The 22,147-nt window shown below is 71.8% G+C and carries 24 protein-coding genes; 12 read left to right on the forward strand and 12 right to left on the reverse strand.

Annotation, left to right across the window (positions count from 1 at the left end):
- Positions 1-63 precede the first annotated feature (63 nt).
- Positions 64-1,035 (reverse strand): CU044_5270 family protein, encoded by a 972-nt coding sequence (locus tag ACZ4WQ_RS31325; protein ID WP_398373395.1) that lies wholly within the window; start codon positions 1,033-1,035, stop codon positions 64-66.
- The gene (locus ACZ4WQ_RS31330; RefSeq protein WP_311725458.1) at positions 1,032-1,580 is read right to left on the reverse strand and encodes an RNA polymerase sigma factor; all 549 of its coding nucleotides are present in this window, start codon (positions 1,578-1,580) and stop codon (positions 1,032-1,034) included. Before ACZ4WQ_RS31330 ends, ACZ4WQ_RS31325 begins: the two co-directional genes overlap by 4 nt.
- Before the next feature lie 104 nt (positions 1,581-1,684).
- Here ACZ4WQ_RS31330 and ctaD point away from each other — a divergent pair, with 104 nt between their 5' ends.
- Positions 1,685-3,346: an aa3-type cytochrome oxidase subunit I gene (ctaD, locus tag ACZ4WQ_RS31335; protein WP_398373398.1), complete on the forward strand. Its 1,662-nt coding sequence runs from the start codon at positions 1,685-1,687 to the stop codon at positions 3,344-3,346.
- A gap of 5 nt (positions 3,347-3,351) precedes the next feature.
- Complete coding sequence (locus ACZ4WQ_RS31340; protein WP_398373400.1) at positions 3,352-3,714, forward strand: hypothetical protein; 363 nt, start codon at positions 3,352-3,354, stop codon at positions 3,712-3,714.
- A gap of 53 nt (positions 3,715-3,767) precedes the next feature.
- Here ACZ4WQ_RS31340 and ACZ4WQ_RS31345 read toward each other — a convergent pair whose 3' ends face one another.
- The 5 genes from ACZ4WQ_RS31345 to ACZ4WQ_RS31365 all read right to left on the reverse strand — a co-directional run bounded on the left by ACZ4WQ_RS31345 (position 3,768) and on the right by ACZ4WQ_RS31365 (position 7,481).
- The gene (locus ACZ4WQ_RS31345; RefSeq protein ID WP_361191849.1) at positions 3,768-4,343 is read right to left on the reverse strand and encodes a helix-turn-helix transcriptional regulator; all 576 of its coding nucleotides are present in this window, start codon (positions 4,341-4,343) and stop codon (positions 3,768-3,770) included.
- Between the two features lie 373 nt (positions 4,344-4,716).
- On the reverse strand, positions 4,717-5,544 hold the full coding sequence (locus ACZ4WQ_RS31350; RefSeq protein ID WP_468022607.1) for a lysophospholipid acyltransferase family protein: 828 nt from the start codon (positions 5,542-5,544) through the stop codon (positions 4,717-4,719).
- Positions 5,541-6,299: a GNAT family N-acetyltransferase gene (locus ACZ4WQ_RS31355; RefSeq protein WP_398373405.1), complete on the reverse strand. Its 759-nt coding sequence runs from the start codon at positions 6,297-6,299 to the stop codon at positions 5,541-5,543. Before ACZ4WQ_RS31355 ends, ACZ4WQ_RS31350 begins: the two co-directional genes overlap by 4 nt.
- A 183-nt stretch (positions 6,300-6,482) precedes the next feature.
- Positions 6,483-7,127, reverse strand: coding sequence for a peptide deformylase (locus ACZ4WQ_RS31360; RefSeq protein ID WP_311725465.1), 645 nt, complete (start codon positions 7,125-7,127; stop codon positions 6,483-6,485).
- A 228-nt stretch (positions 7,128-7,355) separates the two neighbouring features.
- Entirely contained in the window at positions 7,356-7,481 is a 126-nt protein-coding gene (locus ACZ4WQ_RS31365; protein WP_311725466.1) for a hypothetical protein, read from the reverse strand.
- Between the two features lie 251 nt (positions 7,482-7,732).
- Between ACZ4WQ_RS31365 and ACZ4WQ_RS31370 the strand changes: the two genes are divergently transcribed.
- The 7 genes from ACZ4WQ_RS31370 to ACZ4WQ_RS31400 are packed head-to-tail and all read left to right on the forward strand — an operon-like array spanning position 7,733 to position 14,932.
- Entirely contained in the window at positions 7,733-8,926 is a 1,194-nt protein-coding gene (locus ACZ4WQ_RS31370; protein ID WP_385336883.1) for an MFS transporter, read from the forward strand.
- Between the two features lie 60 nt (positions 8,927-8,986).
- Positions 8,987-9,853, forward strand: a complete 867-nt coding sequence (locus tag ACZ4WQ_RS31375) for a cupin-like domain-containing protein (protein ID WP_311725469.1) — start codon at positions 8,987-8,989, stop codon at positions 9,851-9,853.
- Entirely contained in the window at positions 9,850-11,106 is a 1,257-nt protein-coding gene (locus tag ACZ4WQ_RS31380; protein ID WP_468022608.1) for an 8-amino-7-oxononanoate synthase family protein, read from the forward strand. Before ACZ4WQ_RS31375 ends, ACZ4WQ_RS31380 begins: the two co-directional genes overlap by 4 nt.
- Positions 11,103-12,032, forward strand: coding sequence for an HpcH/HpaI aldolase/citrate lyase family protein (locus tag ACZ4WQ_RS31385; RefSeq protein WP_468022609.1), 930 nt, complete (start codon positions 11,103-11,105; stop codon positions 12,030-12,032). The genes ACZ4WQ_RS31380 and ACZ4WQ_RS31385 overlap by 4 nt, the downstream gene beginning before the upstream one ends.
- Positions 12,019-12,945, forward strand: coding sequence for an acetaldehyde dehydrogenase (acetylating) (locus ACZ4WQ_RS31390; RefSeq protein ID WP_468022610.1), 927 nt, complete (start codon positions 12,019-12,021; stop codon positions 12,943-12,945). The genes ACZ4WQ_RS31385 and ACZ4WQ_RS31390 overlap by 14 nt, the downstream gene beginning before the upstream one ends.
- Complete coding sequence (gene dmpG / locus ACZ4WQ_RS31395) at positions 12,942-13,952, forward strand: 4-hydroxy-2-oxovalerate aldolase (protein ID WP_468022611.1); 1,011 nt, start codon at positions 12,942-12,944, stop codon at positions 13,950-13,952. The genes ACZ4WQ_RS31390 and dmpG overlap by 4 nt, the downstream gene beginning before the upstream one ends.
- On the forward strand, positions 13,949-14,932 hold the full coding sequence (locus tag ACZ4WQ_RS31400) for an ornithine cyclodeaminase family protein (RefSeq protein WP_468022612.1): 984 nt from the start codon (positions 13,949-13,951) through the stop codon (positions 14,930-14,932). Before dmpG ends, ACZ4WQ_RS31400 begins: the two co-directional genes overlap by 4 nt.
- Position 14,933: 1 nt before the next feature.
- On the opposite strand, the gene ACZ4WQ_RS31405 is transcribed toward ACZ4WQ_RS31400, so the two are convergent.
- Positions 14,934-15,425 carry a MaoC family dehydratase gene (locus tag ACZ4WQ_RS31405; protein ID WP_311725476.1) on the reverse strand — a complete coding sequence of 164 codons (492 nt, stop codon included), beginning with the start codon at positions 15,423-15,425 and terminating at the stop codon, positions 14,934-14,936.
- A 76-nt stretch (positions 15,426-15,501) separates the two neighbouring features.
- Here ACZ4WQ_RS31405 and ACZ4WQ_RS31410 point away from each other — a divergent pair, with 76 nt between their 5' ends.
- Positions 15,502-16,869, forward strand: a complete 1,368-nt coding sequence (locus ACZ4WQ_RS31410; RefSeq protein ID WP_468022613.1) for a hypothetical protein — start codon at positions 15,502-15,504, stop codon at positions 16,867-16,869.
- A gap of 46 nt (positions 16,870-16,915) precedes the next feature.
- Here ACZ4WQ_RS31410 and ACZ4WQ_RS31415 read toward each other — a convergent pair whose 3' ends face one another.
- From ACZ4WQ_RS31415 to ACZ4WQ_RS31425, 3 genes are all read right to left on the reverse strand, one after another.
- Positions 16,916-17,509, reverse strand: coding sequence for a helix-turn-helix domain-containing protein (locus ACZ4WQ_RS31415; protein WP_311725478.1), 594 nt, complete (start codon positions 17,507-17,509; stop codon positions 16,916-16,918).
- A gap of 215 nt (positions 17,510-17,724) precedes the next feature.
- Entirely contained in the window at positions 17,725-18,699 is a 975-nt protein-coding gene (locus ACZ4WQ_RS31420; RefSeq protein ID WP_311725479.1) for a glycosyltransferase, read from the reverse strand.
- 184 nt (positions 18,700-18,883) lie between these two features.
- Entirely contained in the window at positions 18,884-19,345 is a 462-nt protein-coding gene (locus ACZ4WQ_RS31425) for a DUF2267 domain-containing protein (protein WP_468022614.1), read from the reverse strand.
- Between the two features lie 156 nt (positions 19,346-19,501).
- Between ACZ4WQ_RS31425 and ACZ4WQ_RS31430 the strand changes: the two genes are divergently transcribed.
- Together ACZ4WQ_RS31430 and ACZ4WQ_RS31435 are read left to right on the forward strand one after the other, a co-directional pair.
- On the forward strand, positions 19,502-20,287 hold the full coding sequence (locus tag ACZ4WQ_RS31430; RefSeq protein WP_311725481.1) for a class I SAM-dependent methyltransferase: 786 nt from the start codon (positions 19,502-19,504) through the stop codon (positions 20,285-20,287).
- Between the two features lie 46 nt (positions 20,288-20,333).
- Positions 20,334-20,831 carry an NUDIX hydrolase gene (locus ACZ4WQ_RS31435; RefSeq protein WP_311725482.1) on the forward strand — a complete coding sequence of 166 codons (498 nt, stop codon included), beginning with the start codon at positions 20,334-20,336 and terminating at the stop codon, positions 20,829-20,831.
- 273 nt (positions 20,832-21,104) lie between these two features.
- Here the strand turns inward: ACZ4WQ_RS31435 and ACZ4WQ_RS31440 are convergent, their stop codons facing one another.
- Positions 21,105-21,962, reverse strand: coding sequence for a tetratricopeptide repeat protein (locus tag ACZ4WQ_RS31440; protein WP_385336913.1), 858 nt, complete (start codon positions 21,960-21,962; stop codon positions 21,105-21,107).
- Positions 21,963-22,147 lie beyond the last annotated feature (185 nt).

Genomic DNA, 22,147 nt, shown 5'->3' on the forward strand with positions numbered 1-22,147 from the left:
GCCGATCACCCTATGACACCCCTGCGCCGCACGGATGTTGTGCGGCCGCATCGGAGTGAGCGCTCAGGACAGCCAGGCCGTGTACGAGAGCACATCGCCCGACTCGATCCGGTACTCGGGGTCGTCGCGGGTGTACGTCTCCTCCACGTCCAGCACCCTCCCGTCGTCCGGGTCGAGGACGACCATCTGCCGCAGCCCGCCGGTGGTGCGCACGAACGCCTGGCCTTCCCGGCCCATCCGGTCGGTGACCCGGCCGGCCGGGCGCAGGCCCGCGTCACGGGAGAGCAGGGTGGCGAGGTTCGCGATCTCGCGCGGGCCGGGTGTCCACACCCGGAGGAAGTCCCGGACCGCGCCGAGCAGTTCGTCCGGGTCGCGGTCCGCGCCCGGGTGCCAGACGGCGAGGTAGTCGCGCAGCGCGGCGGCGCCGGCCGGCGGCGGCTCGAAGAAGCTCTGGTTCGCGCCGCCGATGCCCGGCGGGTAGCTCTCCCGCTGCACCACCTTGCCGTCGTGGACCGTACGGGGCGGCACGCCGTCGTCGATGACCGGGCGGCCCGGGTGGCGGGGGTCGGTGGCCACCACGAGAAGCGAGCCGCTGCCGTCCGCGTTCCAGCGGGTCAGCGTCTCCAGGGGGACCGTCACCGCGTCCTTCCCCGACTCCAGGCCCAGCGACCAGTCCTGGACATGGCTGCCGCGCACCGACGTCCCGGGCTCGGCGGCCGCCGCGGTCCGGGCCCGGCCGGCGATCTCCGCGAGCGGCACATCGGCGGCGGAGGCGTGCGGCCGCAGCGCCACCGGGGCGGCCACGGCCGGGGAGGAGGCAGGGCCCGAGACGGTCAGCGCGATGGCGGCCACCGCGCCCGCCGTCGCCGTGGCCGCACCCATGACGATCCGCCGGACGGTGCGGCGCCGCCGGGCGCCGGACACCAGCTGCCGCAGCCGCCGCTCGCCTTCGAAGTCCAGCGGGCGGTCCCGCCAGCGCTCGTCGCCTGCGGGGACGGGGTCGGCGCCGCGGAGCAGGTCGAGTTCGTCGGTCATGTCCCTTGTTCCTCCGTGCTGGTCCCCGCCGGCACCGGGACAGTCCCGCGCACCGTGTCGATCTGCGCCCGCAGCCGCTGCCGGGCCCGGTGCAGCCGCATGGCCGCGGCCGACCGGCCGCATCCCAGGACGGTGGCCAGCTCCTCGACGGTCAGCTCCTCCCACGCCGTCAGCTTCAGCACCTCCTGGTCGGCCTCGGTGAGCCGGTCCAGCGCCTCCAGCACCCAGGAGCCCGGCCGCTCGGCGTCCGGGCCCGACACGGTGCGCCGGCCGCGCGTCACCTCGTGGTGGCCGAGTCTGGCGAGCAGCCTGCGGTACCGGCCGCGCCCGCGCACCGCGTTGGCCAGGCAGTTCCGCGCCACCCCGTACAGCCAGGGCAAGGGCGACCCGGGCAGCTCGCGGCGGCGCCGCCAGGCGACGGCGAACACCTCCGCGACCACTTCCTCGACCTCGCTCGGCTGCCCGTCGAGCCGTCGCGCCACGAAGCGGCTCACCGCCCAGTAATGCTCACGGTAGGCGGTGTCGAAGGCTTCGTCGGGGCTCATGCCCGGTAGGTGTCCGGCATGCCCCCGATCATCACACCCCGGGAATCTTTCTTTTCCCGGCCTCCCCTGTGACGGTCGGGAGGGGTGCCGGACACCTACCGGGCATGAGTAACAACACTGTTGTCGCGGCACCGGCGCCCCTGCCCACGCGCCGTCCGAGCCCCGGATCCGCGGCCGTGAGGTGGCTGACGACCACCGACCACAAGACGATCGGGACGCTCTACCTCGTCACGTCGTTCGCGTTCTTCTGTATCGGCGGGATCCTGGCGCTGTTCATGCGCGCCGAGTTGGCCCGCCCGGGCCACCAGCTGATGTCGAACGAGCAGTTCAACCAGGCGTTCACCATGCATGGCACGATCATGCTGCTGATGTTCGCCACGCCGCTGTTCGCGGGCTTCGCGAACTGGATCATGCCGCTTCAGATCGGCGCGCCCGACGTGGCGTTCCCGCGGCTGAACATGTTCGCCTACTGGCTGTACCTGTTCGGCTCGCTGATCGCGGTGGGCGGGTTCCTCACCCCGCAGGGCGCCGCCGACTTCGGCTGGTTCGCGTATTCGCCGCTGTCGGACGCGGTCCGCTCGCCGGGTGTGGGCGCCGACATGTGGATCATGGGTCTGGCCTTCTCCGGCTTCGGCACCATTCTCGGCTCGGTCAACTTCATCACCACCATCATCTGCATGCGCGCTCCGGGCATGACGATGTTCCGTATGCCGATCTTCACCTGGAACGTGCTGCTCACCGGTGTGCTGGTGCTGCTGGCCTTCCCGGTGCTGGCCGCCGCGCTGTTCGCCCTGGAGGCGGACCGCCAGTTCGGGGCGCACATCTTCGACGCGGCCAACGGCGGGGCGCTGCTGTGGCAGCATCTGTTCTGGTTCTTCGGCCATCCCGAGGTGTACATCATCGCGCTGCCGTTCTTCGGGATCATTTCCGAGGTCATTCCGGTGTTCTCGCGCAAGCCGATGTTCGGCTACATCGGGCTGATCGGCGCGACGATCTCGATCGCGGGTCTTTCGGTGACGGTGTGGGCGCACCATATGTATGTCACGGGCGGCGTGCTGTTGCCGTTCTTCTCCTTCATGACGTTCCTGATCGCGGTGCCGACCGGGGTGAAGTTCTTCAACTGGCTCGGCACGATGTGGAAGGGGTCGCTGAGCTTCGAGACCCCGATGCTGTGGGCGGTCGGCTTCCTGATCACGTTTCTCTTCGGCGGTCTGACCGGTGTCATCCTCGCCTCACCGCCGATGGACTTCCACGTGTCCGACACCTACTTCGTGGTGGCCCACTTCCACTACGTGATCTTCGGTACGGTCGTCTTCGCGATGTTCGCCGGCTTCCACTTCTGGTGGCCCAAGTTCACCGGCAAGATGCTGGACGAGCGCCTCGGCAAGATCACCTTCTGGACGCTGTTCATAGGCTTCCACGGCACGTTCCTCGTCCAGCACTGGCTGGGGGCGGAAGGGATGATCCGCAGGATTCCGGATTATCTCGCCGCCGACGGCTTCACCACGCTGAACACCGTTTCGACGATCTTCTCCTTTGTGCTCGGCCTGTCGATCCTGCCGTTCTTCTACAACGTCTGGAAGACCGCGAAGTACGGCAAGAAGATCGAGGTCGACGACCCGTGGGGCTACGGCCGCTCGCTGGAGTGGGCCACCTCCTGCCCACCGCCCCGGCACAACTTCACCGAGCTGCCCCGGATCCGCTCCGAATCCCCGGCGTTCGATCTGCACCACCCCGAGGTCGCCGAGCGGGAGCCGGTGGGATGAGGGGCATGAGCGCGGCCGGCGCCCCGTACTCCGGCGACATCGCCATGGGCATCAACCAGCTCGAGGGCTATCTGCTGCTCCAGGCGGAACGCGACCTGGCCGCGGAACGGGCGCGCCGCTTCGCGGGCCGGCTGGACTGGCTGACCGTCGCCCAGCGCCAGGAGGTCGAGCGCCGCTACACCCAGGACCAGTTGGACGTCACCGAGCAGATGCTGCGCAAGGTGGCGTGGCGCTGCGAGGAGCTGCGCGCGGAGTATCAGGCGGTCCATCTCCGGCTGCGGTGCCGGCTGGTGGCCGCGCTGCTCGGCGGGATCGCCCTGGCCGTCGTCGCCACGGCGTCCGTGACCGCCGCGCTCGTCGCCGGATAGCGACGGAGCGACCCGCGTCGGCGGCACGCCCCCGGCCGTGCCGCCGACGGGGGCTATTTGATGTACTCCGGGAGCACCTGGGCCGGCCAGGTGCCCACGGTCAGGATGCCTGCCGCGTAGGCGCGGGACACCAAAGCGGCGCGGTTGGGCGCCTTGAGCTTCCGCAGCATCGAGCTCACGTGGTACTCGACGCCCTGCCTGCTCAGATAGAGCTTGGAGGCCAGCTGCACGGTCGAGGCGCCGGTGGCCACTCCTTCGAGTATCCGGGCCTCGATGGGGGAGAGCAGCAGCCCCCGCAGCGTGGACACCTCCTCGGTGGCCGGCTCGTCGTCCGGCCTGACCAGGACGACGATGGAGGACGCCTGCCGGGACGGGCCCTCGATGGCCGTGCCGGTCAGATCGCCGGAGAACACCTGCCCGTCCGAGCGGCATCCCACGACGCGCTCGGTGAAGCGGGTGCGGCGCCCGTCGTGCAGGCGCGAGAAGTGTTCCCGCAGCACGGAGAGCGCGCTGGGGCGCAGCAGCTCGAACAGTTCGCGGCCGCACAGCTCCGCGGACGAGCCGCCGAAGTGGCGGAAGAAGTCGTCGTCACCCGCGAGGACGCGCAGGTCGGAGGTGAGCGTGGCCATGCCGGTGGCGTACCGGCCGCGCCCTTCATGGACTCTGGGGTGATCAGGGGTGACCCGGGCGGTGTGGGGGAGGGCAGCCAAGGGAAGTCACCACTTTCTGTCGTATCGGCAACGGCTGAACAATCTGGTGACGGGTGTTTAGGTCCGCTTTCAGGTGTATACCAATGCCACGCACTGTTGGCCCTGCCCGTATACGAAAGACTTGTGACCGTTTCTGCCCGAATGGAGTTCGGGGCAACTGTGATCAACTTCCGCGTGTCGTACGGCGGAAGGGCGCCGAAACCTCCGGGTCGGGCCCCGTCCGCCGGTGTCACCGTGGACTCGGGCAGACCGCCGCCACCGATCCCACACATCGCCCACACTGCCCGAAGGGTCAGCCGTGTACGGCCATCTCCGCTCCGCACACCGCCGCCTGGGCCCGCGCGGCGAGCGCCCGACGGTCGTCCACCCCCGGCAGCGCCCACAGCGGCTCGCGCACCCGCACCCGCACCGTGAGCCCGGCGGCACCCAGAATCCGCCGCACCGAGCTGCCGAAGTCGTCCTCGCCGACGAAGGCGGCCACCGTGGTCGGCGCTCCGTGCTGGACGTACTCGAGGGACACCGGCCGGACCGGCGCCCCCGCGTCGAGGGCCGCCTGGAAGGTGGCCCGCCGGAAACGGCCGCCCGTCCCGGCACACCAGGTCGCCCCCTGCGGGAAGGCCATGACCGAGCGCCCGGAGCGCAGTTGCCCGGACATCGCCGCGACGGTGTCCGGCAGCCCGCGCAGGCTGTCGCGGTCGATGAACAGCGTCCCCGCCCGCCGCACCAGCGGGCCGACCCCCGGCCACCCCCCGACCTCCCGCTTGGCCAGCATGGTCACCGGCTCCACGGCGAGCAGGGCGAGGATGTCCAGCCAGGAGATGTGGTTCGCGACGACCAGCGTGCCCGTGTCACCCGGCACGCTCAGCGGCCCGCCGATCACCTCGAGCCGGATGTCCAGGGCGTCCAGCACCGCCGCGGCGTGGGCGCGCAGCGTGGCGGGCTCGCCGATCCCCCGGCCCCGCAGCAGCGCGCTCACCACCGTCCGCGCGAAGGACGCGGCACGCCCGGCCGCCCGCGAGGCGGGCACCCGCGCGGCGGCGTGCGCCACACAGCGGGTGGTGCACGGGGACCACGCGGCCCACGCGCTCGCGGGCGCCGGTACGGGCACGGGCACGGTCACCGTGAATCGCCCAGGAAGTAGCGCCGATAGCGGTCGTTCATCCGCTCCGTGTCCAGCAGCACGAAGAAGTCGGCGTCGTCGAAGTCCCGGTCGTGCTGCGGGGCCCCGCACATCCAGGCCCCGATCCGCAGATAGCCGCGCAGCAGGGGCGGCAGCGAGGCGTAGCCCGGCTCGGCCACCAGCGGCCGGGTGGGCATCCAGGGGTCGTGCGGGCGCACCCGCACCTCGGGCGGCGCGGCGTGCCGGGAGGTGCCCAGCAGCCACGCGTTCGCCGCGGCCTGCCCGCCGTCGGCCAGCGGCACCGAGGCGCAGCCCGCGAGATAGCGGTGCCCGGACAGCAGCACATACCGGGCGAGCCCGGCCCACATCAGATTGATCACCGCGCCCGAGCGGTGGTCCGGGTGCACACAGGCCCGGCCCGCCTCGACCATCGACGAGCGGATCTCCTCCGGGAGCCCGCTCAGGTCGAACTCGGTGTCCGAGTACAGCCGCTCGGCGCGCCCGGGAGGCAGCAGCCGGTAGGTGCCGACCACGGTGTCCGTCGCCGTGTCCGTGACGATCAGATGGTCCATGACCTCGTCGAACTCGTCCATGTCCCGGCCGGGGACGGGCGAGTGCAGCCGGGCGCCCCGCTCCTGGCCGAACACCTGGTAGCGCAGCCGCTGCGCGGCCTGTATCTGCTCTTCGGTGTCCGCGATCGAGGTGACGTAGGAGCCGGCGTCCGCCGGTACCGGGGTTGTCGAGAGCAAGGGCATTCCTGTTCTCCGTTCAGGGGATTCAGCACCAGCGAAGCTTGGAATGGCTTCGCAAGTGTTGCCCCGGTACGAGAACGCGGCAGTGTCCGGACGGTGATTCGACGACTGCCGCTCGATGACGAACGTGTGCCGCCGCGGCCGGAACACGCGCCGTCCACCAGAAGGACGCCCGCCGGACAGGCCCTAGGCGCCCGGCAGGGGGAAGTTCAGCGCCCGGGCCGCGTCGGCCGGGGTGGGCTGGGACCACAGCTCGGCGACGGAGCGCGCCGAGGCCAGCGAGCGGGTCTCGGCCCGGTCGAGATAGAGCATGCCGTCGAGGTGGTCCGTCTCGTGCTGGACGATGCGCGCGGGCCACCCCGCGAACTCCTCGTCCAGCACCCGCCCCCGCTCGTCCTGCCCCCGCAGTCGGATCCGCTCGGGGCGGGCGACCACGGCCTGCCAGCCGGGCACGCTCAGGCACCCCTCGAAGAACGCCACCCGGCGGCCGGGGTCGCCCACCGGCTCGTACGACGGGTTGACCAGGACCCGGAAGGTCAGCGGCACCCGCCCGCGCGCCTCACGCACCTCCGCGGACACCTCGGCCGGGTCCTCGATGACCGCGATCCGCAGCGGAATCCCGATCTGCGGGGCGGCCAGGCCCACCCCCGGCGCGGCGTGCATGGTCTCCCGCATCGCCACCACCAGCCGGTCCAGCTGCCCGTCGGACAGCTGACCCTCGTACGGAAGGGCGGGTCGGCGCAGGACCGGGACGCCCGCGGAGACGATGGGCAACGGGCGGGGGCCGGCGAGAAGCGCGTCGACGAGCTCGGGCAGCGGGGTGGTCGGCATGGGGACAGCCTGGCAAGGGGCGGGCCGCCGCGGCAAACCGGGCTCAGCGGCAAAACCCGTTTAGTCGAAGACTGAACAACGCGGGGCGGCGGCCCGTATCTTCTGTCGAGTCGCCGGGGAACCCACGCCTCCGGCGGCTCTCCCGGGCCTCGTGGCCCGGTCCGGCTGCCGCTCCGCGGTGACTCTCCCCGTTGTGCGCCACGGGGCGGCAGCCTCACCGCGCGGGCGTCACGCCTTGAGGCCGGCCATCCAGGCCTCGACCTCGTCGCTCACGCCTCGCCCCAGGCCGTTCTTGCGCTGCTTGAACAGGCCGCGGTGAGCAAGGCGTCCAAAACCCGCGGTGAACACGGCCATCGTTCTCGGATACCGCCGGACCCATGGCCAACCGGGTGCGGCCCGCCTATTATGACGAATCGCTGTATTGGGCGGGGGTACAGGGGATCGGCACAGTCGGTGCGGAACAATTCGTTCCTTGACGTGTGGCGTGACCGGGTATTCCGGCTCGAGATCGTCGGAATAACTCGGGATGGCCGTTTCGCGCTGACGGGGGCAATGTGGCCGAAGGTACATCGGGCTCGAATTCCGGGCTCGGGTCCTATTTCCGATTGCTGCGGGCGCCGGGCGCCGCGGCGCTGGCGTTCTGGGGGATGGTCGGCCGATTCCCGATCGCCATGCGGTCGCTGAGCTGTCTGATGCTGATCTCCGCGGTCACCGGGTCACTGGCGGACGCCGGGACGGTGGCGGCCGCCATGCTGGTCTCGCAGGGCGTGGCCAGCCCGGTGCTGGGGCGGCTGGCCGATCGGCTCAGCCAGCGGCGGGTGTTGCTCACCGCCTGCCTGGCACACGGGGCGGGGATGACGCTGCTGGTGGTGTCGATCCTGCTCGAGGCCCCGCTGTGGCTGCTGATCCTCGCGGCGGTGGCCACCGGGTGCGCCTCGGTCTCGTTCACCTCGTTCATGCGGGCGCGGTGGGCGTCGATGGCCGACCGCGGGCTGCTGCGCACGGCCTACGCCCTGGAATCCATGCTGGACGAGACCATCTTCCTGCTGGGGCCCCTGCTGGTCACCCTGCTGGCCACCGCGGTGCACCCGGCCGCGGGCCTGATCGCCTGCGCGGTGCTGACCACCACCGGCTCCATCGCGGTGGCGCTGCACCGCCGGTCCGAGCCGGTGTCCGAACCGGCCCCGGGCCGTGGTCCCCGGCGGGCGATCTCGGTGGCCGGGGTCAGGGTGCTGATGGTCGCGTACGCGGGGATGGGGTTTCTGCTCGGCGCGGTCGACGTCACATTGATCGCGTTCGCGCAGGAGCGGTCGGCCTCCGGGCTCGCCGGGGTGTTCCTGTCGCTGACGGCGGTGGGCAGTCTGACCGCCGGGGTGGTCTACGGGGCCGTGGACTGGAAGCTGTCGCAGGCGCGGCTGCTCTCGATCACCACCTCGGCGCTGACGCTCGGCGTGGTCCCCCTGGCCTTCGCGGACTCCCCCCTCGCGATGGCCTTCCTCGCCGTCGTCGCGGGGGTCGCGATCTCCCCGGGGCTGATCGCGGGCAGCACCCTGCTGGAGTCCCTGGCCCCGAAGGGCTCCCTGTCCGAGGGGTTCTCGTGGCTCACCAGCGCCGGTGCCCTGGGCATCGCCCTGGGCACCGCCGTGGGCGGGCGGCTGGCCGACCCGGGCGGCTTCGAACAGGCCGCGTGGGCGGCGGTCGGCGGCGGGCTCCTCGCCATGGGGCTGAGCCTCGTGGGACAGCCGGCGCTCCTGAGGACGGGGCCCGCCCCGGAACCGGCCCCGGAAACCGCCGTATGAGCACCATGACGTTGACGAGAGCGATGGCGGAGCGATGACGAGAACAATGAGGACAGAGTGGTGAGCACTGCGCGGCACGCGTCCGAGCGGGACGGACTCGGGGGATTACCGGTTCCCCGTCTCTTCTTCGACGAGTTCATGGCATTCGGGCGGCAGGCCCTCATCCGGGCGGATGTCCCCGTGGTGATCGATTTACCGAAAGGCGCCCGGGGCCTCGGCAGGGAAGGCGTGGCCGAGCGCCTGGGAAACAAGAAGGTGACCCTGTTCACCGAGCCCGGGGACAAGCGGAATTCGCAGCGCTGGACCACCAAGGAGATCCGGCTCCGCGAGTTCTTCGACGACGGCCGATACCGGACCGACCCCGGCACCTGGAACCGTATCGTGTCGAACATCCGCAACAGCCCGGCCGATGTCGACGCGATCCTCGGCTTCGACGCCGGGAAGCTGTTCGACTACCGGCGCTCGCTCAACGCGGCCAATCTGTGGATCAGTCACCGCGGAGTGTTCACCCAAAGCCACTTCGACGAGCTGGAGAACTTCAACATAGCCCTGGAGGGCCGTAAGCGGTTCGTCCTCGCGCCCCCGGGATTCCGCGAGTACTACCCGAGGTCGCTGGTGCGCGGGTTCGGCGACAAGTCGCGGGCCTTCGACTTCGACGACGTCGACCGGCGGCGCTTCCCGAGGCTCGCCGCAAAACTGGCCGAGCGCCGGGAGCTGATCCTGGAGCCCGGCCAGATGCTCTATCTCCCGCTCGGCTGGTGGCACCAGGCCGAGTCGCTCGACGAGATGAACATCAACATGAACTTCTGGCTGCGCGACCCCAAGATCTTCCGTAGACCCCATGTGCTCGGCGTCGCGCTCTACACGGCCGCCTACCGCAAGCTCAAGGGCGTCTACAACTACCAGCCCGCCGAGGCCGCGTCGTGACCGAACGCCGGACCATCACACCCCCGCACCGGTACCGCAACAACGACAAGGCCGTCGGCGTCGGGAACGCGTTCTGGGACCTGTCCGAGCGCAACGGCCTCGCCGGGATCACGGCCGAACTCGAGGACGGCGAGCCCGGCGTGCTGCACACCGAGGACGGCCACGAGTTCACCAACTTCACCTGCTGCTCCTATCTCGACCTGGACTCGCACCCCAAGGTCATCGAGGGCGCGGTCGCCGCACTGCGCCGGTTCGGCGTGCTGGACCACTGCATCCCGCGCACCCGGGTGCAGCTCCCGGCCCTGCCGGAGCTGGAAGCCTCGCTCGGCGAGCTGTTCGGCGCCGAGGTGGTGGCCGCCATCTCGGCGGGCGTCGCCAGCGCCGGGCTGTTGCCGCTGATCGCCTCCGGCCATCTGGGCAACGGGGTCCGGCCGCTGATGGTGTTCGACCGCAACTGCCATGTGTCGATGGCCGCGGCCAAGCCGACCTGCGCCGACGAGACGGAGGTGGTCACCTGCGACCACCACGACCTCGGGTTCCTCGAGGACATGTGCGCACGGTACGAGCGCGTCGCCTATGTCGTGGACGGCGCGGACAGCCTGGGCGGCTACGCGCCGGTGCGGGAACTGGCGGAGCTTCAGGAGAAGTACGGCCTGCTGGTGTACTACGACGACTCGCACTCGATCTCGGCGTACGGGGAGCGCGGCATCGGCTACATCCGCTCGCACTGCCCGGTGCTGGACGAGCGGACCATCACCGTCGCCACCCTGAACAAGGCGTTCGGCACCAGCGGCGCGGCGATCCTGCTCGACGGCTACCCGAAGGACACGCTGCGCGTGGTCGAGCGGTTCGCGGGCGCGCTCAGCTACTCGCAGCCGATGAACACGGCCGCGGTCGGGGCCTCCCTGGCCTCGGCGGAGATCCACCGCACCGAGGAGCTGACCGTCCTCCAGCGGCGGCTGCGAGCCAACATCGAGCTGTTCGACCGGCACATCAGCACCGGGCAGAGCGGGACGACGTTTCCGATCCGGGTCGTGTCGATGAGCGATGAGACGGTCATGGAGGCGGGCCGCCGGGTGTACGAGGCCGGGTTCTATGTCTCCCCGCTGTTCTTCCCGATCGTCGCCCGCGGCACCGCGGGCCTGCGGGTGATGCTCCGCGCCGGCCAGACCGAGGAGCAGATCCGCGGGCTGTGCGCGGCCCTTGCCGCAGTGGGCGCCCAGCAGGCGGCCCCGGCGGAGGCGACCAGATGAAGGTGACACCTCCGCTGACACCGACGGGCACCGCTCGGGCCATCCCGCGCTCCATCCTCTACACGCCCGCGCTGTCCCTCGACCGGGTGGTCAAGGCGTGGTCGTACGACGCGGATGTGCACCTGATCGACCTGGAGGACGCCATCCCGCCGCAGCGGAAGCCCGCGGCGCGGAGCGTGTGCCGCGCGGCGCTGGAGAAGGCGCCGGAGCCCGCGAACGCCGCCGTGCGCGTCAACGAGCTGGGCACCGCCGAGGCGGTGCACGACCTGGCGATGCTCATCGAATGCCCGGTCAAGCCGGGCTTCGTGGTGATGACGATGGTGAAGTCCGCGGTGGAGGTGGCGCTGATGCGCGACACCCTCGCCTCGGCGGGGACGCGCCCGGAGATCTACGCGACCGTGGAGACCCCGGCCGCCGTCGCTGACATCGATGCCATCGCGGCGGCCGCCGACGGGCTGATCCTCGGCTCGGCGGACCTGGCCGCCGCCCTGGGCATCGACATCACCTGGGCGGGTCTGCTCGCGGCCCGGCAGGCGATGGCCCTGGCCGGCGCCCGGTACGGCACCGCCCTGATCGACACCGCCAACTTCCGGCTCGCCGAGCCCGAGGCGCTCGCGGAGGAGCTCGGCCGGGTGCGCGAGCTGGGCTTCCACGGCAAGGTGACCGTGCACCCGAGCGAGCTGGGCGCGATCAACCGGGCCCTGCGGCCCGACCCGGCCGGCCTGCGGCTGGCCCGGCGGGTCAGCGAGGCCGTGCGGGCGGCGGACGGCGGGATCGCGGTCCTGGACGGCAACATGGTCGGCCCGCCCTTCGCCCGGATGGCCCAGGCGACGGTGGCCCGCGGGGACGCCTGGGCGCAGCGGTTCGGCGGCGACAGCGGCGACAGAGGTGGCATCGGTGAGGAGGCGGGCGATGGCCGTCGCTGAGCGCGCTCTCGCCGGGCCCGGCACCGTCCCGCCCATCACCGTCGCCGTCCTCGGCACCGGGGCCATCGGCCAGGACCTGGTCGGCAAGGTCCGGCGCTCCGCCGTGCTGAAGTGCGGCCTGGTGGCCGGGCGCAACCCCGAGTCCGCGGGGCTGCGCCACGCCGCCGCGCTCGGCTGTCCGACCACGGCGGAGGGGATCGGCGCGATCCTCGCCGCCCCGCGCCCGTTCGACGTGGTGTTCGACGCCACCAACGCGATGTCGCACGCCGAACACTGGCGGCTGCTCAGGCCGCTGGACACGCTGCTGATCGATCTGACCCCCAGCCGGCTCGGCCGGATGGTGGTGCCCACCGTGACCGGGACCCACCCGCCGGCCGAGCGCAACGTCAGCCTCATCAGCTGCGGCGGACAGGCGGCGATCCCGGTCGCGCACGCCCTCGCCGGCCGGTACGAAGTGGCGTACCTGGAGGCCGTCTCCACTGTGGCCGGCGGCATCGCGGGCCGGGCGACCCGGCTCAACCTCGACGAGTACGTGGCCACCACCCAGCACGCTCTCACCGAGTTCACCGGGGTGCGCGACACCAAGGCGATCCTCAACATCAGCCCGGCCGCGCCCCCGGCGACCTTCCGCACGGCCGTCCACGCCGTCGTCCCCGGGGCCGACGCCGCCACGGTGCGCGCCGTGGTGGCCGGGGCGGCCGAGCGGGTGCGGGCCCATCAGCCCGGCTACGAGGTCATCGCCTGCACGGTGACCGGCGACCGGGTCGTGATCTCCCTGGAGGTCACCGCAGGCAGCGACGTACTGCCCCGGTACGCCGGAAACCTGGACATCATCAACTCGGCCGCCGTCCTGGTCGCCGAGCAGCACGCGGCCCGGCTCGCCCCGGCCGCCGGGACGGGGGCGGGCCGATGAGCTCCGTGGTGATCCACGACCCCACCTTGCGCGACGGCCAGCACGCGGTGCGGCACCAACTCGGCGTGGCGGCGTTGCGGGGGTACGCCGAGGCGGCCGACGCGGCGGGGATCCCGGTGGTGGAGGTGGGCCACGGCAACGGCCTGGGCGCCTCCTCCCTCCAGGTGGGACGGGCCGCCGTCAGCGACGACGTGATGCTGTCGACCGTGCGGGAGGCCCTGCGCCACAGCAAGATGGCGGTGTTCATGCTGCCCGGCTGGGGCACCTCCGACGATCTGCGCAAGGCGGTGGCGCACGGCGCCGACGTGGTCCGCGTCGGGGTGCACTGCACCGAGACCTCGCTGGCCGAGCGCCACCTCGGGTTCCTGCGCGAGGAGGGCGCGGAGGCGCACTGCGTGCTGATGATGAGCCATATGGCCACCCCGGCGGAGCTGGCCGAACACGCAGCGCGCGCCGTCGGGTACGGGGCACGGGCGGTGGGCATCATGGACTCCGCCGGCCACCTCCTGCCCCAGGACGTCACCGACCGGATCGGCGCGATGGCCGAGGCCGTGGACGTACCGCTGATCTTCCACGGCCACAACAACCTCGGCATGGCCGTGGCCAACTCCGTGGCCGCCGCCGGGGCCGGGGCCGCGATCATCGACGGCTGCGCGCGCGGCTTCGGCGCCGGGGCGGGCAACACCCAGCTGGAGGTGGTGGTGCCGGTGCTGGAGCGCAGCGGGTACGCCACCGGCATCGATCTGTACGCGCTGCTGGACGCCGCCGAGTTCGCCGAGCGTGAGCTCATGCCCGCGCCGCCGGTCACCGGCTCGCTGTCCATCGTCAGCGGCCTGGCCGGGGTGTTCTCCGGGTTCAAACACCAGGTGCTGGACCAGTCCGCGCGGGCCGGAGTCGACCCGCGCGATGTGGTCTTCGAGCTCGGGAGACGACAGGCCGTCGCGGGGCAGGAGGACCTGATCGTCGATGTCGTGGCCGAGCTGAGCGCCCGGAAGGCCGCCACATGACTGCTCCGAGTGGCCCGGTGACCATCGGCGCCGAGGACATGGCGGGCGCGGACCGGCTGGTGCGGGTCATCGACGCGCTGGCCGAGGTGTTCGGCGATCTGGCGGCGGGCCGGACCCGGTCCCCCTCCCGGACCGTGATCGAACACGGCGCGCCCGGCCCGCGGCGGCAGCTGCTGGCCGGGACTGCGGTCTGGGAGCGGCGCGGGGTGGGCAGCGTCAAGATCACCACGCTCACCCCGGACAACCCGGCCCGCGGGCTGCCGCTGATCCACGGTGTGGTCGTGCTGACCGACCTGGAGACCGGGCGGATCACCGCGCTGCTGGACGGCGCCGAGCTGACCGCCGTCCGCACCGGCGCGGTGGCCGGCCTGGCGACCCGGCTGTGCGCCCCCGAGGGCGTCGAGGAGCTGGCCGTCCTCGGCGCGGGGGTGCAGGCGCGGGCCCTGGTGCGGGCCGTGTGCGCGGTGCGCCCGATCCGCTCGGTCCGGGTGTTCTCCCGCACCCTGGCCCGTACGGAGGCGTTCGCGGAGTGGCTCCGCGCCACCTCGGCCCACTTGGTCGACGTCTCGGTGTGCGACACCGCGAAGGACGCCGTCACCGACGCCGCCATCATCTGCACAGCCACCTCGACCGACGGCCGGACACCGCTGGTGGCAGCCGACTGGGTGGCTCCCGGCGCGCATGTCAACGTGATCGGCGGAACCCACGAGGACGCGATCGAGGTCGACCCGGCGCTCCTCGCGTCCGCGTTCGTCGTCGTGGAGGAGCGGGCCGCCGCGCTCGAGGACGCGGGCGAGGTGCGGGCCGCGCTGGCCTACGGGCTGATCGGCGTGACCGAACTGCACGAACTGGGCGGCCTGGTGAACGGGACGACCGCCGCGGACGGCCGGACCTCGGTGTTCCGCGGGGTGGGCCTGGCCATCGAGGACACCGCCGCCGCTGCGGCGCTCCACGAGGCCGCGGCCACCGGCGGGCGGTGAGTCAGCTTGCCTCGCGGCAGCGCACCATGAAGGACCGCTCGAACACGATGACCGTCTCCCCGGTCGACTTGGCGCCGGTCGTCTCCACCGTCACGATCCCCTGCCCCGGCCGGGACCGGGACAGCCGCTTGGCGAGGATCCGGCTCGTCGCGTACAGCGTGTCGCCGACGAACACCGGATCCTTCAGCCGGACCTTGTCCCAGCCGAGGTTGGCCACCGCCCGCGCCGACAGCGCCTGCACGGTCATGCCACCCACCAGACACAGCGTTATCCCGCTGTTGACCAGCACCCGCCCGTACTCGGCGCCCTCCCCGTAGGCCCGGTCGAAGTGCAGCGGGTGCTGGTTCATGGTCAGCAGCGTCAGCCAGGTGTTGTCGGTCTCGGTGATGGTGCGGCCCGGCCAGTGCCGGATGACCATGCCGGGCTCGAAGTCCTCGTAGTCCCCACCGTGTTCTTCGACGTACTCGTTGTCCCCGACCCGGCGCAGCGTCATGCCCCCAAGGGTAGGCCCTGGCTATGCTGACACCCGGTCGATCGACGCTCGGCGACGCGGAGTTGGGGGAACCCGGATGAGCGGGCTCGAGGACATCGGCACCCCGGCGGCCACGGGACACCCGTGGTTCGGACGCCACCGGCTGAGGCCGCCCGACGCGCCTGCGGACACCATCCGGGAGATGCTGCGCACCGAGATCAGGGACACCGGCTGGCCGTATCAGCCGCTGCTGCCCGCCGCGCCGATCGCGCTGCCGCGCGCGTCCTACGCCGAGCTGTTCCGCGCCACCGCGGCGCTCCTCGACCTGGTGCGCCGCACCGCCCTGGAGACCGCGCCCACCACGGAGGGCAGGCTGGCGGCGTACGGCATGCCGGACAGTGAACACCGGCTGTTCATGGCAGACCCGTTCACCGAGGAGCGGTACGCGGACTGCGTGGCCCGGCCGGACATCATGATCGGGCCGGACGGGCCGCGGTTTCTGGAGTTCAACGTCAGTGGCGCGCTCGGCGGCCCCGTGGAGACACACTGCCGCCTCGAGGTGTGGCGCAAGCTCTACGCCGACGACGCGGGCCGGCTGCCCTTCCGCTGCCGGAGCCCGTTCGCGGTGCGCGCCGAGATGTTCCGGGACCTGTGCGCGGAGCTGGCCGTGGCGCCCCGGGTGGCACTGGTGGGCAGCGCCCGCGACCAGGGGGTGGAGTCCACCCGCTACTTCGACATAGAGGCCGACCACTTCAACGGCCACGGGCTGACCGCGCGCTTCTTCGAACCCGAGGATCTGCACGAGGCATGGGACTGCCCACCGCGGCTGCGCTACCCGCTCGGGCTGCGCAACTTCACCCTCCCCGACTGGGCCGAGCTGGGCATCGACACCGCGCCGGTGCAGGCCGCGCTGGACCACGGCTGTCTGCTGGTGTCCACCCAGACCTCCACCTTCCTGTCCAGCAAGCTGACCATGGGCCTGCTGTCGGAGGGGCGGCCGTGGATGAGCGCGGCGGAGCGGGCCCTGGTCGACAGGTATCTGCCGTGGACACGGGTGCTGACCCACCGCAGGACGAGCCGGGGCGGCCGCGAGGTCGACCTCGTCCCCTTCGCGGTGGCCAACCGGGAGCTGCTGGTGCTCAAGGAGAGCCTCGGGATGAGCGGCAAGCAGGTCGTCATCGGCCGGGAGAGCGGCCAGGCGGAGTGGGAGGCGGCGGTGGCCGGGGCGGCGGAGGCGGGCACCAGCGTGGTGCAGGAGTTCGTGGCGCCGCGCACCTGTCGGCTGGCGATGGTCGCCGACGGCGCCCGGGAGCCGTATGACGTGGAGGTGGCCCCGGTGCTCGGGCCGCTGCTGTTCGGCGGCCGCCCGGCGGGGATGTTCTCCCGCTTCTTCGGCGACGGCACCGCGGGGGTCGTCAGCGTCCTGGGCACCAACAGCTCCGACGACTGCGTCGTGGCCATCTGACGGTGTCCGGTCCGGCGGACCCTTTCCCCACCCCGCCGGGGCTACGTCACGCGCCGGTGGGGCGTGCTCGTACGTGCATCCGCTCGCCCTGCGCCCCGAAGAGGCTCAGCACCTCGACGGGCTGGTCGCCCGCGCCGGCGAAGCCGTGGGGGACACGGGTGTCGAACTCGGCCGCCTCGCCCGCGGCGAGGACGAGGTCGTGCTCGCCCAGCGCGAGACGCAGCCGGCCGGCGAGCACATAAAGCCACTCGTACCCCTCGTGCACCTTCTGCTCGAGCCGAGTGCCCTCGGACGTCTGCCCGGCGGGCAGGATCATCTTGTAGGCCTGTAGCCCGCCGAGGTGGCGGGTCAGCGGCACGAACACCCTTCCGTGCCGGGTGAAGGGCCGCGGATGGATACGAGGATCGCCGGTGGCGGGCGCGTCGACCAGCTCGTCCAGCGGCACCTGATGGGCCCTGGCCAGGGGCAGCAGCAGCTCCAGGGTCGGCTTGCGCTGCCCCGACTCCAGGCGCGAGAGGGTACTGACCGAGATCCCGGTCGTCTCGCTCAACTGGGACAGCGTGGCACCGCGCGCCAGCCGCAGCGCGCGCAACCGCGGCCCCACACCCGTCAGCACACTCGCGAAATCGTCATCCGACACCCTTCTATTTGCCGTTCCGGCAAGGGCCTTTGTCAAGTGGCCTGGAAACCGCACCTCCGCCAGGCGCGCGGGCCCGCCTGTTTCCCCCGCCTGGGCACGCGCGGGTCCCCTACGCGCACACCGGGCTCGTACGCTGCCCGACTCCGTGGACGACGCCCAGGCCATCCTGCTCTGGGACGGCGCCCACCCCTGACGCGCGGAGCTTCGTCAGCTCCTCAGCTCCGCAGTTCTTCGAAGAGTCGCTCCCAGTCGTCCAGGAAGCGTTTGAGCCCGTACCGGTCGAGCGCCGCGCGGCGGGCTCGTGCCCCGTCCTCGGCCGCCGCCCCCGGCTCCCGGAGATAGGTCCGGACGGCGCGGGCGAGCACCTCGGGGCGGGTCGAGAGCACACCGGCGCCCTCGGGCACCGCCTCGACCGCCTCGGTGGTGGCCAGGGCCACCACGGGCATGCCCAGGTGCATGGCCTCCAGGAGGGACATCCCGAGCGAGGTCCAGCGCGGCGGGTGCAGATACAGCCGGCGGCGGGCCATCTCGGCGTGCAGCCGGGCCTGCGGCAGCTCCGCGCGGCGCAGCCGGTCCTCGGTCAGCCCCAGGTACGCGGCGAGCCCTTCCGTGCGGCGGCCGAAGACGTCCAGCGGCGCCGCCCGGCTCAGCTCGGGCAGCAGATCCGTGCCGGTGGTGCGGCCGCGCGGGATCGGGTCGTTGACGACGACGGCGGCGCGCTCCAGCTCCCCGGTGTACAGATGGCCCGGGTCGACGACGCCGTGCTCGATCACCGTGGTGGGGGCGGTGCCGCTGTCCCAGAAGAGCCGGTTGAAGTGGGTGATGTGCACCAGGGGCACGCCCCGCAGATCGTCCCGGTCGGCGCAGGGGTGGCGGGTGCCGGGGACGCCTCCGCCCGGGGTGCCGTGCTCCACGTAGACCGCGGGCACATCGCGCCCGGGGCGGCGCCCGCCCAGCCAGCACTCGGCGAGCGCGGCCTCGTGCGGCCGCTGGAGGACCACCAGGTCGACCGGGGCGTCCCGCAGTCGTACGGGGCTCAGCTCGGTGACCGAGGCGGGCCAGGTGAACGTGCGCCCGCGGCCGAGGCCGTCGGGCCCGCGGTCGGGCAGTGCCGGCAGCAGATAGCGGTGCGGTCCTTGGACGAACGCCGTGGTCCATGAGCCGTGCACAGGCCAGATCAGGATGTTCATGCGCTCACCTCGCTCAAGCGCTCAACGGGTCCGGGGCAACGAGCCGACGGGCCGACGTGATCAACGCGCTCTGGCGAGTAGCCCACTGATACGCGACAAAACGTGACGCTACGCGGCCGTGCAGTGACGCCCGAAGGGCGGACCCAAGCCCCGCCCGGCCTTCCCTGTCCCTCGCCCCTGTTCCCTATCTCTCCCGGCCCCGTCGCTCCTGTTGGCCTTCGAAGGCCCGCGCTTCGGGCAGCAGCTCCCGGATGTCGCTCGGCAGCGCCTTGTACAGCCTGTCCATCAGCTCCGGGCTCACCGCGGAGTCCAGCACCTCGAAGAACACGCTCGCCTCCCGGATCGCCTCGTCCTCCGATGTCCGGGCGCGCCAGGCGATTCGCCCCGCGAAGCCCGTGAGGTCGAACCGTTCGCCGTGGTTGCGCCGGTAGGCCCGCTGCGCGGGTGAGGCCTCGTGGGACGCGGCCACCCGTCGCATGGAGTAGGCCGCCTCGGGTGGCAGCTGCGCCGCCATGTGGTCGGCCAGACCGTCCGGGATCCGCTCGGCGAGGGTCTCGAGCGTGGCGCGCACCGCCCGCTCCGCCGACCGCCGGTCGGGCAGCTGCGCCAGTGCCTGGACCTGGCTCGTCAGCTCTTCGTAACGCATGAACAGCACCCCCAGCGTCGCGCTGTCGGCATCGTCGGTCGAGTGCCCACGGCCGCCCCCGCGAACCGCCGGTGGCGGGCCGCCGTACGCCCCTTGTTAACGTCGGACGAGCCGCACACGAGGGCAGAACCGAAGAGGCAGAAGAGGGAGCAGAGCATGGCCCGAGCGCCGCGCGTCGAACTGGACTCACCGTTACCCGAAACGGTGGACGGCCGTCAGATCAGAGCCGTCGCCTTCCAGGCCAGCCGCCTGGAGTACGTGGACAAAACCCTGCGGAGCGTCGGCCTGACCGCGGCCGGGAGCCGGGCCCTGGTGGTGGGGAGCGGCCGCGGACTGCTGGCCCGCGGCCTGGCCGGGGTGGGATTCGACGTTGTCGCCATCGACCCGTCCGCGTCCGCGACGGCGATCGCGCGCGAGGCGGGCGAGCGGGAGGCGGGCGAGCGGGAGCGCTTTGCCGTCCGGTACGAAACCGCGCCACCCGAGGAACTGGGCGTCGCCGCCGCCGCGTTCGACCTCGTCTACTACGCGGACACCTTCGAGGTCACCCCGGCCCTCGACCCGGTCCTGGCGGAGGGGGCCCGGGCGCTCGCGCCGGACGGTGTGCTGGTCTACGACACCGTGAACCGCACCCTGGTGTCCCGGCTGATCTACCTCATCGCCTTCCAGCGCCTGCCCATGACCCGGATCATGCCACCCGGCCGCTACGCCGCGGAGCGGCTGCGTACCCCCGCCGAAATGACGGAGGCGCTGCGCCGCCATGAGCTGCGCAACCAGGACATCTGCGACTTCAAGCCCCGTGATCCGCGCAGCTTGGTCAAGGCCACGATGGACCGTCGCCGCGGGCGGATCACCGACGAGGAGATCCCGCCCATCGTCGACTTCGTCCTGGCCCCCGACACCCGGCCCCAGGTCACCTACCTCGGCTACGCCCGCAAGGCCTGATGGGCCACGGCGGCGGGCCGGGCGGGCGCGGGGCACACTGGGCACCGTGACGGCAAAACGAAGCGCCGGCATCCTGCTGTTCCGCGGGGCGGTGGCGAAGGGGGCGGCAGGGGCCGACCCGGTCTCCGCCGCGCAGGTCCTTCTCGGCCACATGGGCGGACCCTTCTGGGCGCGCAAGGACGAGCGCGCGTGGTCCATCCCCAAGGGCGAGTACGAACCGGACGAGGCCCCGGAGGCCGCGGCACGCAGGGAGTTCCAGGAGGAGCTGGGCCTGCCGCCGCCCCCGGGCGACCTCCTTCCGCTCGGCTCCGTCCAGCAGACCGGGGGCAAGGTTGTCACGGTCTGGGCGCTGGCGGCAGACCTCGATCCGCGGCGCGTCACCCCGGGCACTTTCGAGATGGAGTGGCCGAGGGGGTCCGGGCGGCTTCAGACCTTCCCCGAGATCGACCGGGTGGTGTGGCTGGATCTCGCGCAGGCGCGCATGAAGATCGTGGCCAAGCAGGAGATCTTCCTGGACCGCCTTGAGGAGCGGCTGCGCGGCTGAGCCCGCGGATGTGCGCCGCTGCGCGGCATTCCCGGTCGCCGGGAGCGGGCTTCGTCTCGCGCCTTCGGCGCAAAGACGGCGGGCAGCGGGAAGGAGGGGCGGTGGCTCCGGTCGCTCGCCGGCCGCGGGTTGGTGGGTGGAGCTCCGGTTCGGGGTCTCCCTCCACCCCCTTGGAAAAAAGTGCTTGATGTAGAGCAAGCAATACCCTGACGAATGCAGTCTCTTCTGTGTGCTGTGACCTGCGCGTTCACCCTGGAACGGCCTGGGACTGCTCTACGTCCCGAGCGCGGTCTGTGCTCCGGCGGCGATGTGGGTCACCTGCTCGCGGAACTCCTGGGAAAGGGACTCGCGCGGGTATCGCTGCTCTAGTTCGTCGGTGAGTTCCCCGGCAACCATGAGAAGGGAGGGCAGAGACTTCCGCGAGGTTTGAAGCGCGCGTCCCGCGACGGAGACGGCCTCTTCAAGCTCGCCGAAGCGGGCGGCGGCGACACCGAGTGTGAGCCTGGCCTCCGCCACGCGCATGGGCGAGACCTCGGTACCGTCCGGGGCGGTCCCCAGCCGTACGACTTCCTGAGCGTGAACGGTCGCGCGCTCGTCATCGCCGAGCATGCGGTAGGCGTCCATCTCGTAGAAGTCCCACTTGTCGGGGTCGATGACGAAATGGTGCTCGCGGTGCTCTGGTCGGGGCAGCCGTTCAAGCCGGGCTCGTCCGGCGTCGAGGGTGGCGCGGACCTGGTTTGCGTCGCCCATGCGGGCGTATGCCTTGGCGCTCTGCGCGTAGAGCTGCACGCCAATGCTGTGCGCGGAGTCGGACTGGTGCCCCGCGTTGACGCAGTCGATCACGTCGGCATATCGCCCCTGGGTGAGGGCGAACCATGCGCCGAGTTCCCACGACCATGCCGTGATCTCGCCGTGTCCGGTCTCCTGTCCAATGCGCAGAGCTGCGGCGCGGCTCAGTTCTGCGGCCTGGCGTTGCCCCATGTCGTATTCGAGGCAGCCGCCGAGTAGGAACAACCAGCCTGCGGATACGAGGAGTTCGCGGTGTTGGGCCAGTGTGGTGCGGCCCTGCAACATGTCGGTGACATGGCGAACACCCGCACGCGTCTGGTGGTGGAGTTGATCAGCGGCCATGTCCCGGCCGTCAGGCCGCAGCTCGCCCGAGCGTCCCGGCCGACCGGCGCGCCGCAGGCGCGCCCTTGAAGGAAGTACAGAGGATTTAGACGCAACAGCGCCTGGGCGCCGTCGGAGTGATGCAGTAAGCCAACGCCGGTGTCCGCGTTCACCCGCAACTCCTCCGACAGGAGCGCGCGGCCGTC

Source organism: Streptomyces sp. NPDC028305 (assembly GCF_055569495.1).

Bases quoted from the DNA above. Each gene is read 5' to 3' on its own strand.
- ACZ4WQ_RS31325 (WP_398373395.1), bottom strand. From the start codon at position 1,035: ATGACCGACGAACTCGACCTGCTCCGCGGCGCCGACCCCGTCCCCGCA.
- ACZ4WQ_RS31330 (WP_311725458.1), bottom strand. From the start codon at position 1,580: ATGAGCCCCGACGAAGCCTTCGACACCGCCTACCGTGAGCATTACTGG.
- ctaD (WP_398373398.1), top strand. From the start codon at position 1,685: ATGAGTAACAACACTGTTGTCGCGGCACCGGCGCCCCTGCCCACGCGC.
- ACZ4WQ_RS31340 (WP_398373400.1), top strand. From the start codon at position 3,352: ATGAGCGCGGCCGGCGCCCCGTACTCCGGCGACATCGCCATGGGCATC.
- ACZ4WQ_RS31345 (WP_361191849.1), bottom strand. From the start codon at position 4,343: ATGGCCACGCTCACCTCCGACCTGCGCGTCCTCGCGGGTGACGACGAC.
- ACZ4WQ_RS31355 (WP_398373405.1), bottom strand. From the start codon at position 6,299: ATGCCCTTGCTCTCGACAACCCCGGTACCGGCGGACGCCGGCTCCTAC.
- ACZ4WQ_RS31360 (WP_311725465.1), bottom strand. From the start codon at position 7,127: ATGCCGACCACCCCGCTGCCCGAGCTCGTCGACGCGCTTCTCGCCGGC.
- ACZ4WQ_RS31365 (WP_311725466.1), bottom strand. From the start codon at position 7,481: ATGGCCGTGTTCACCGCGGGTTTTGGACGCCTTGCTCACCGCGGCCTG.
- ACZ4WQ_RS31385 (WP_468022609.1), top strand. From the start codon at position 11,103: ATGAAGGTGACACCTCCGCTGACACCGACGGGCACCGCTCGGGCCATC.
- ACZ4WQ_RS31390 (WP_468022610.1), top strand. From the start codon at position 12,019: ATGGCCGTCGCTGAGCGCGCTCTCGCCGGGCCCGGCACCGTCCCGCCC.
- dmpG (WP_468022611.1), top strand. From the start codon at position 12,942: ATGAGCTCCGTGGTGATCCACGACCCCACCTTGCGCGACGGCCAGCAC.
- ACZ4WQ_RS31400 (WP_468022612.1), top strand. From the start codon at position 13,949: ATGACTGCTCCGAGTGGCCCGGTGACCATCGGCGCCGAGGACATGGCG.
- ACZ4WQ_RS31405 (WP_311725476.1), bottom strand. From the start codon at position 15,425: ATGACGCTGCGCCGGGTCGGGGACAACGAGTACGTCGAAGAACACGGT.
- ACZ4WQ_RS31410 (WP_468022613.1), top strand. From the start codon at position 15,502: ATGAGCGGGCTCGAGGACATCGGCACCCCGGCGGCCACGGGACACCCG.
- ACZ4WQ_RS31420 (WP_311725479.1), bottom strand. From the start codon at position 18,699: ATGAACATCCTGATCTGGCCTGTGCACGGCTCATGGACCACGGCGTTC.
- ACZ4WQ_RS31425 (WP_468022614.1), bottom strand. From the start codon at position 19,345: ATGCGTTACGAAGAGCTGACGAGCCAGGTCCAGGCACTGGCGCAGCTG.
- ACZ4WQ_RS31430 (WP_311725481.1), top strand. From the start codon at position 19,502: ATGGCCCGAGCGCCGCGCGTCGAACTGGACTCACCGTTACCCGAAACG.
- ACZ4WQ_RS31440 (WP_385336913.1), bottom strand. From the start codon at position 21,962: ATGGCCGCTGATCAACTCCACCACCAGACGCGTGCGGGTGTTCGCCAT.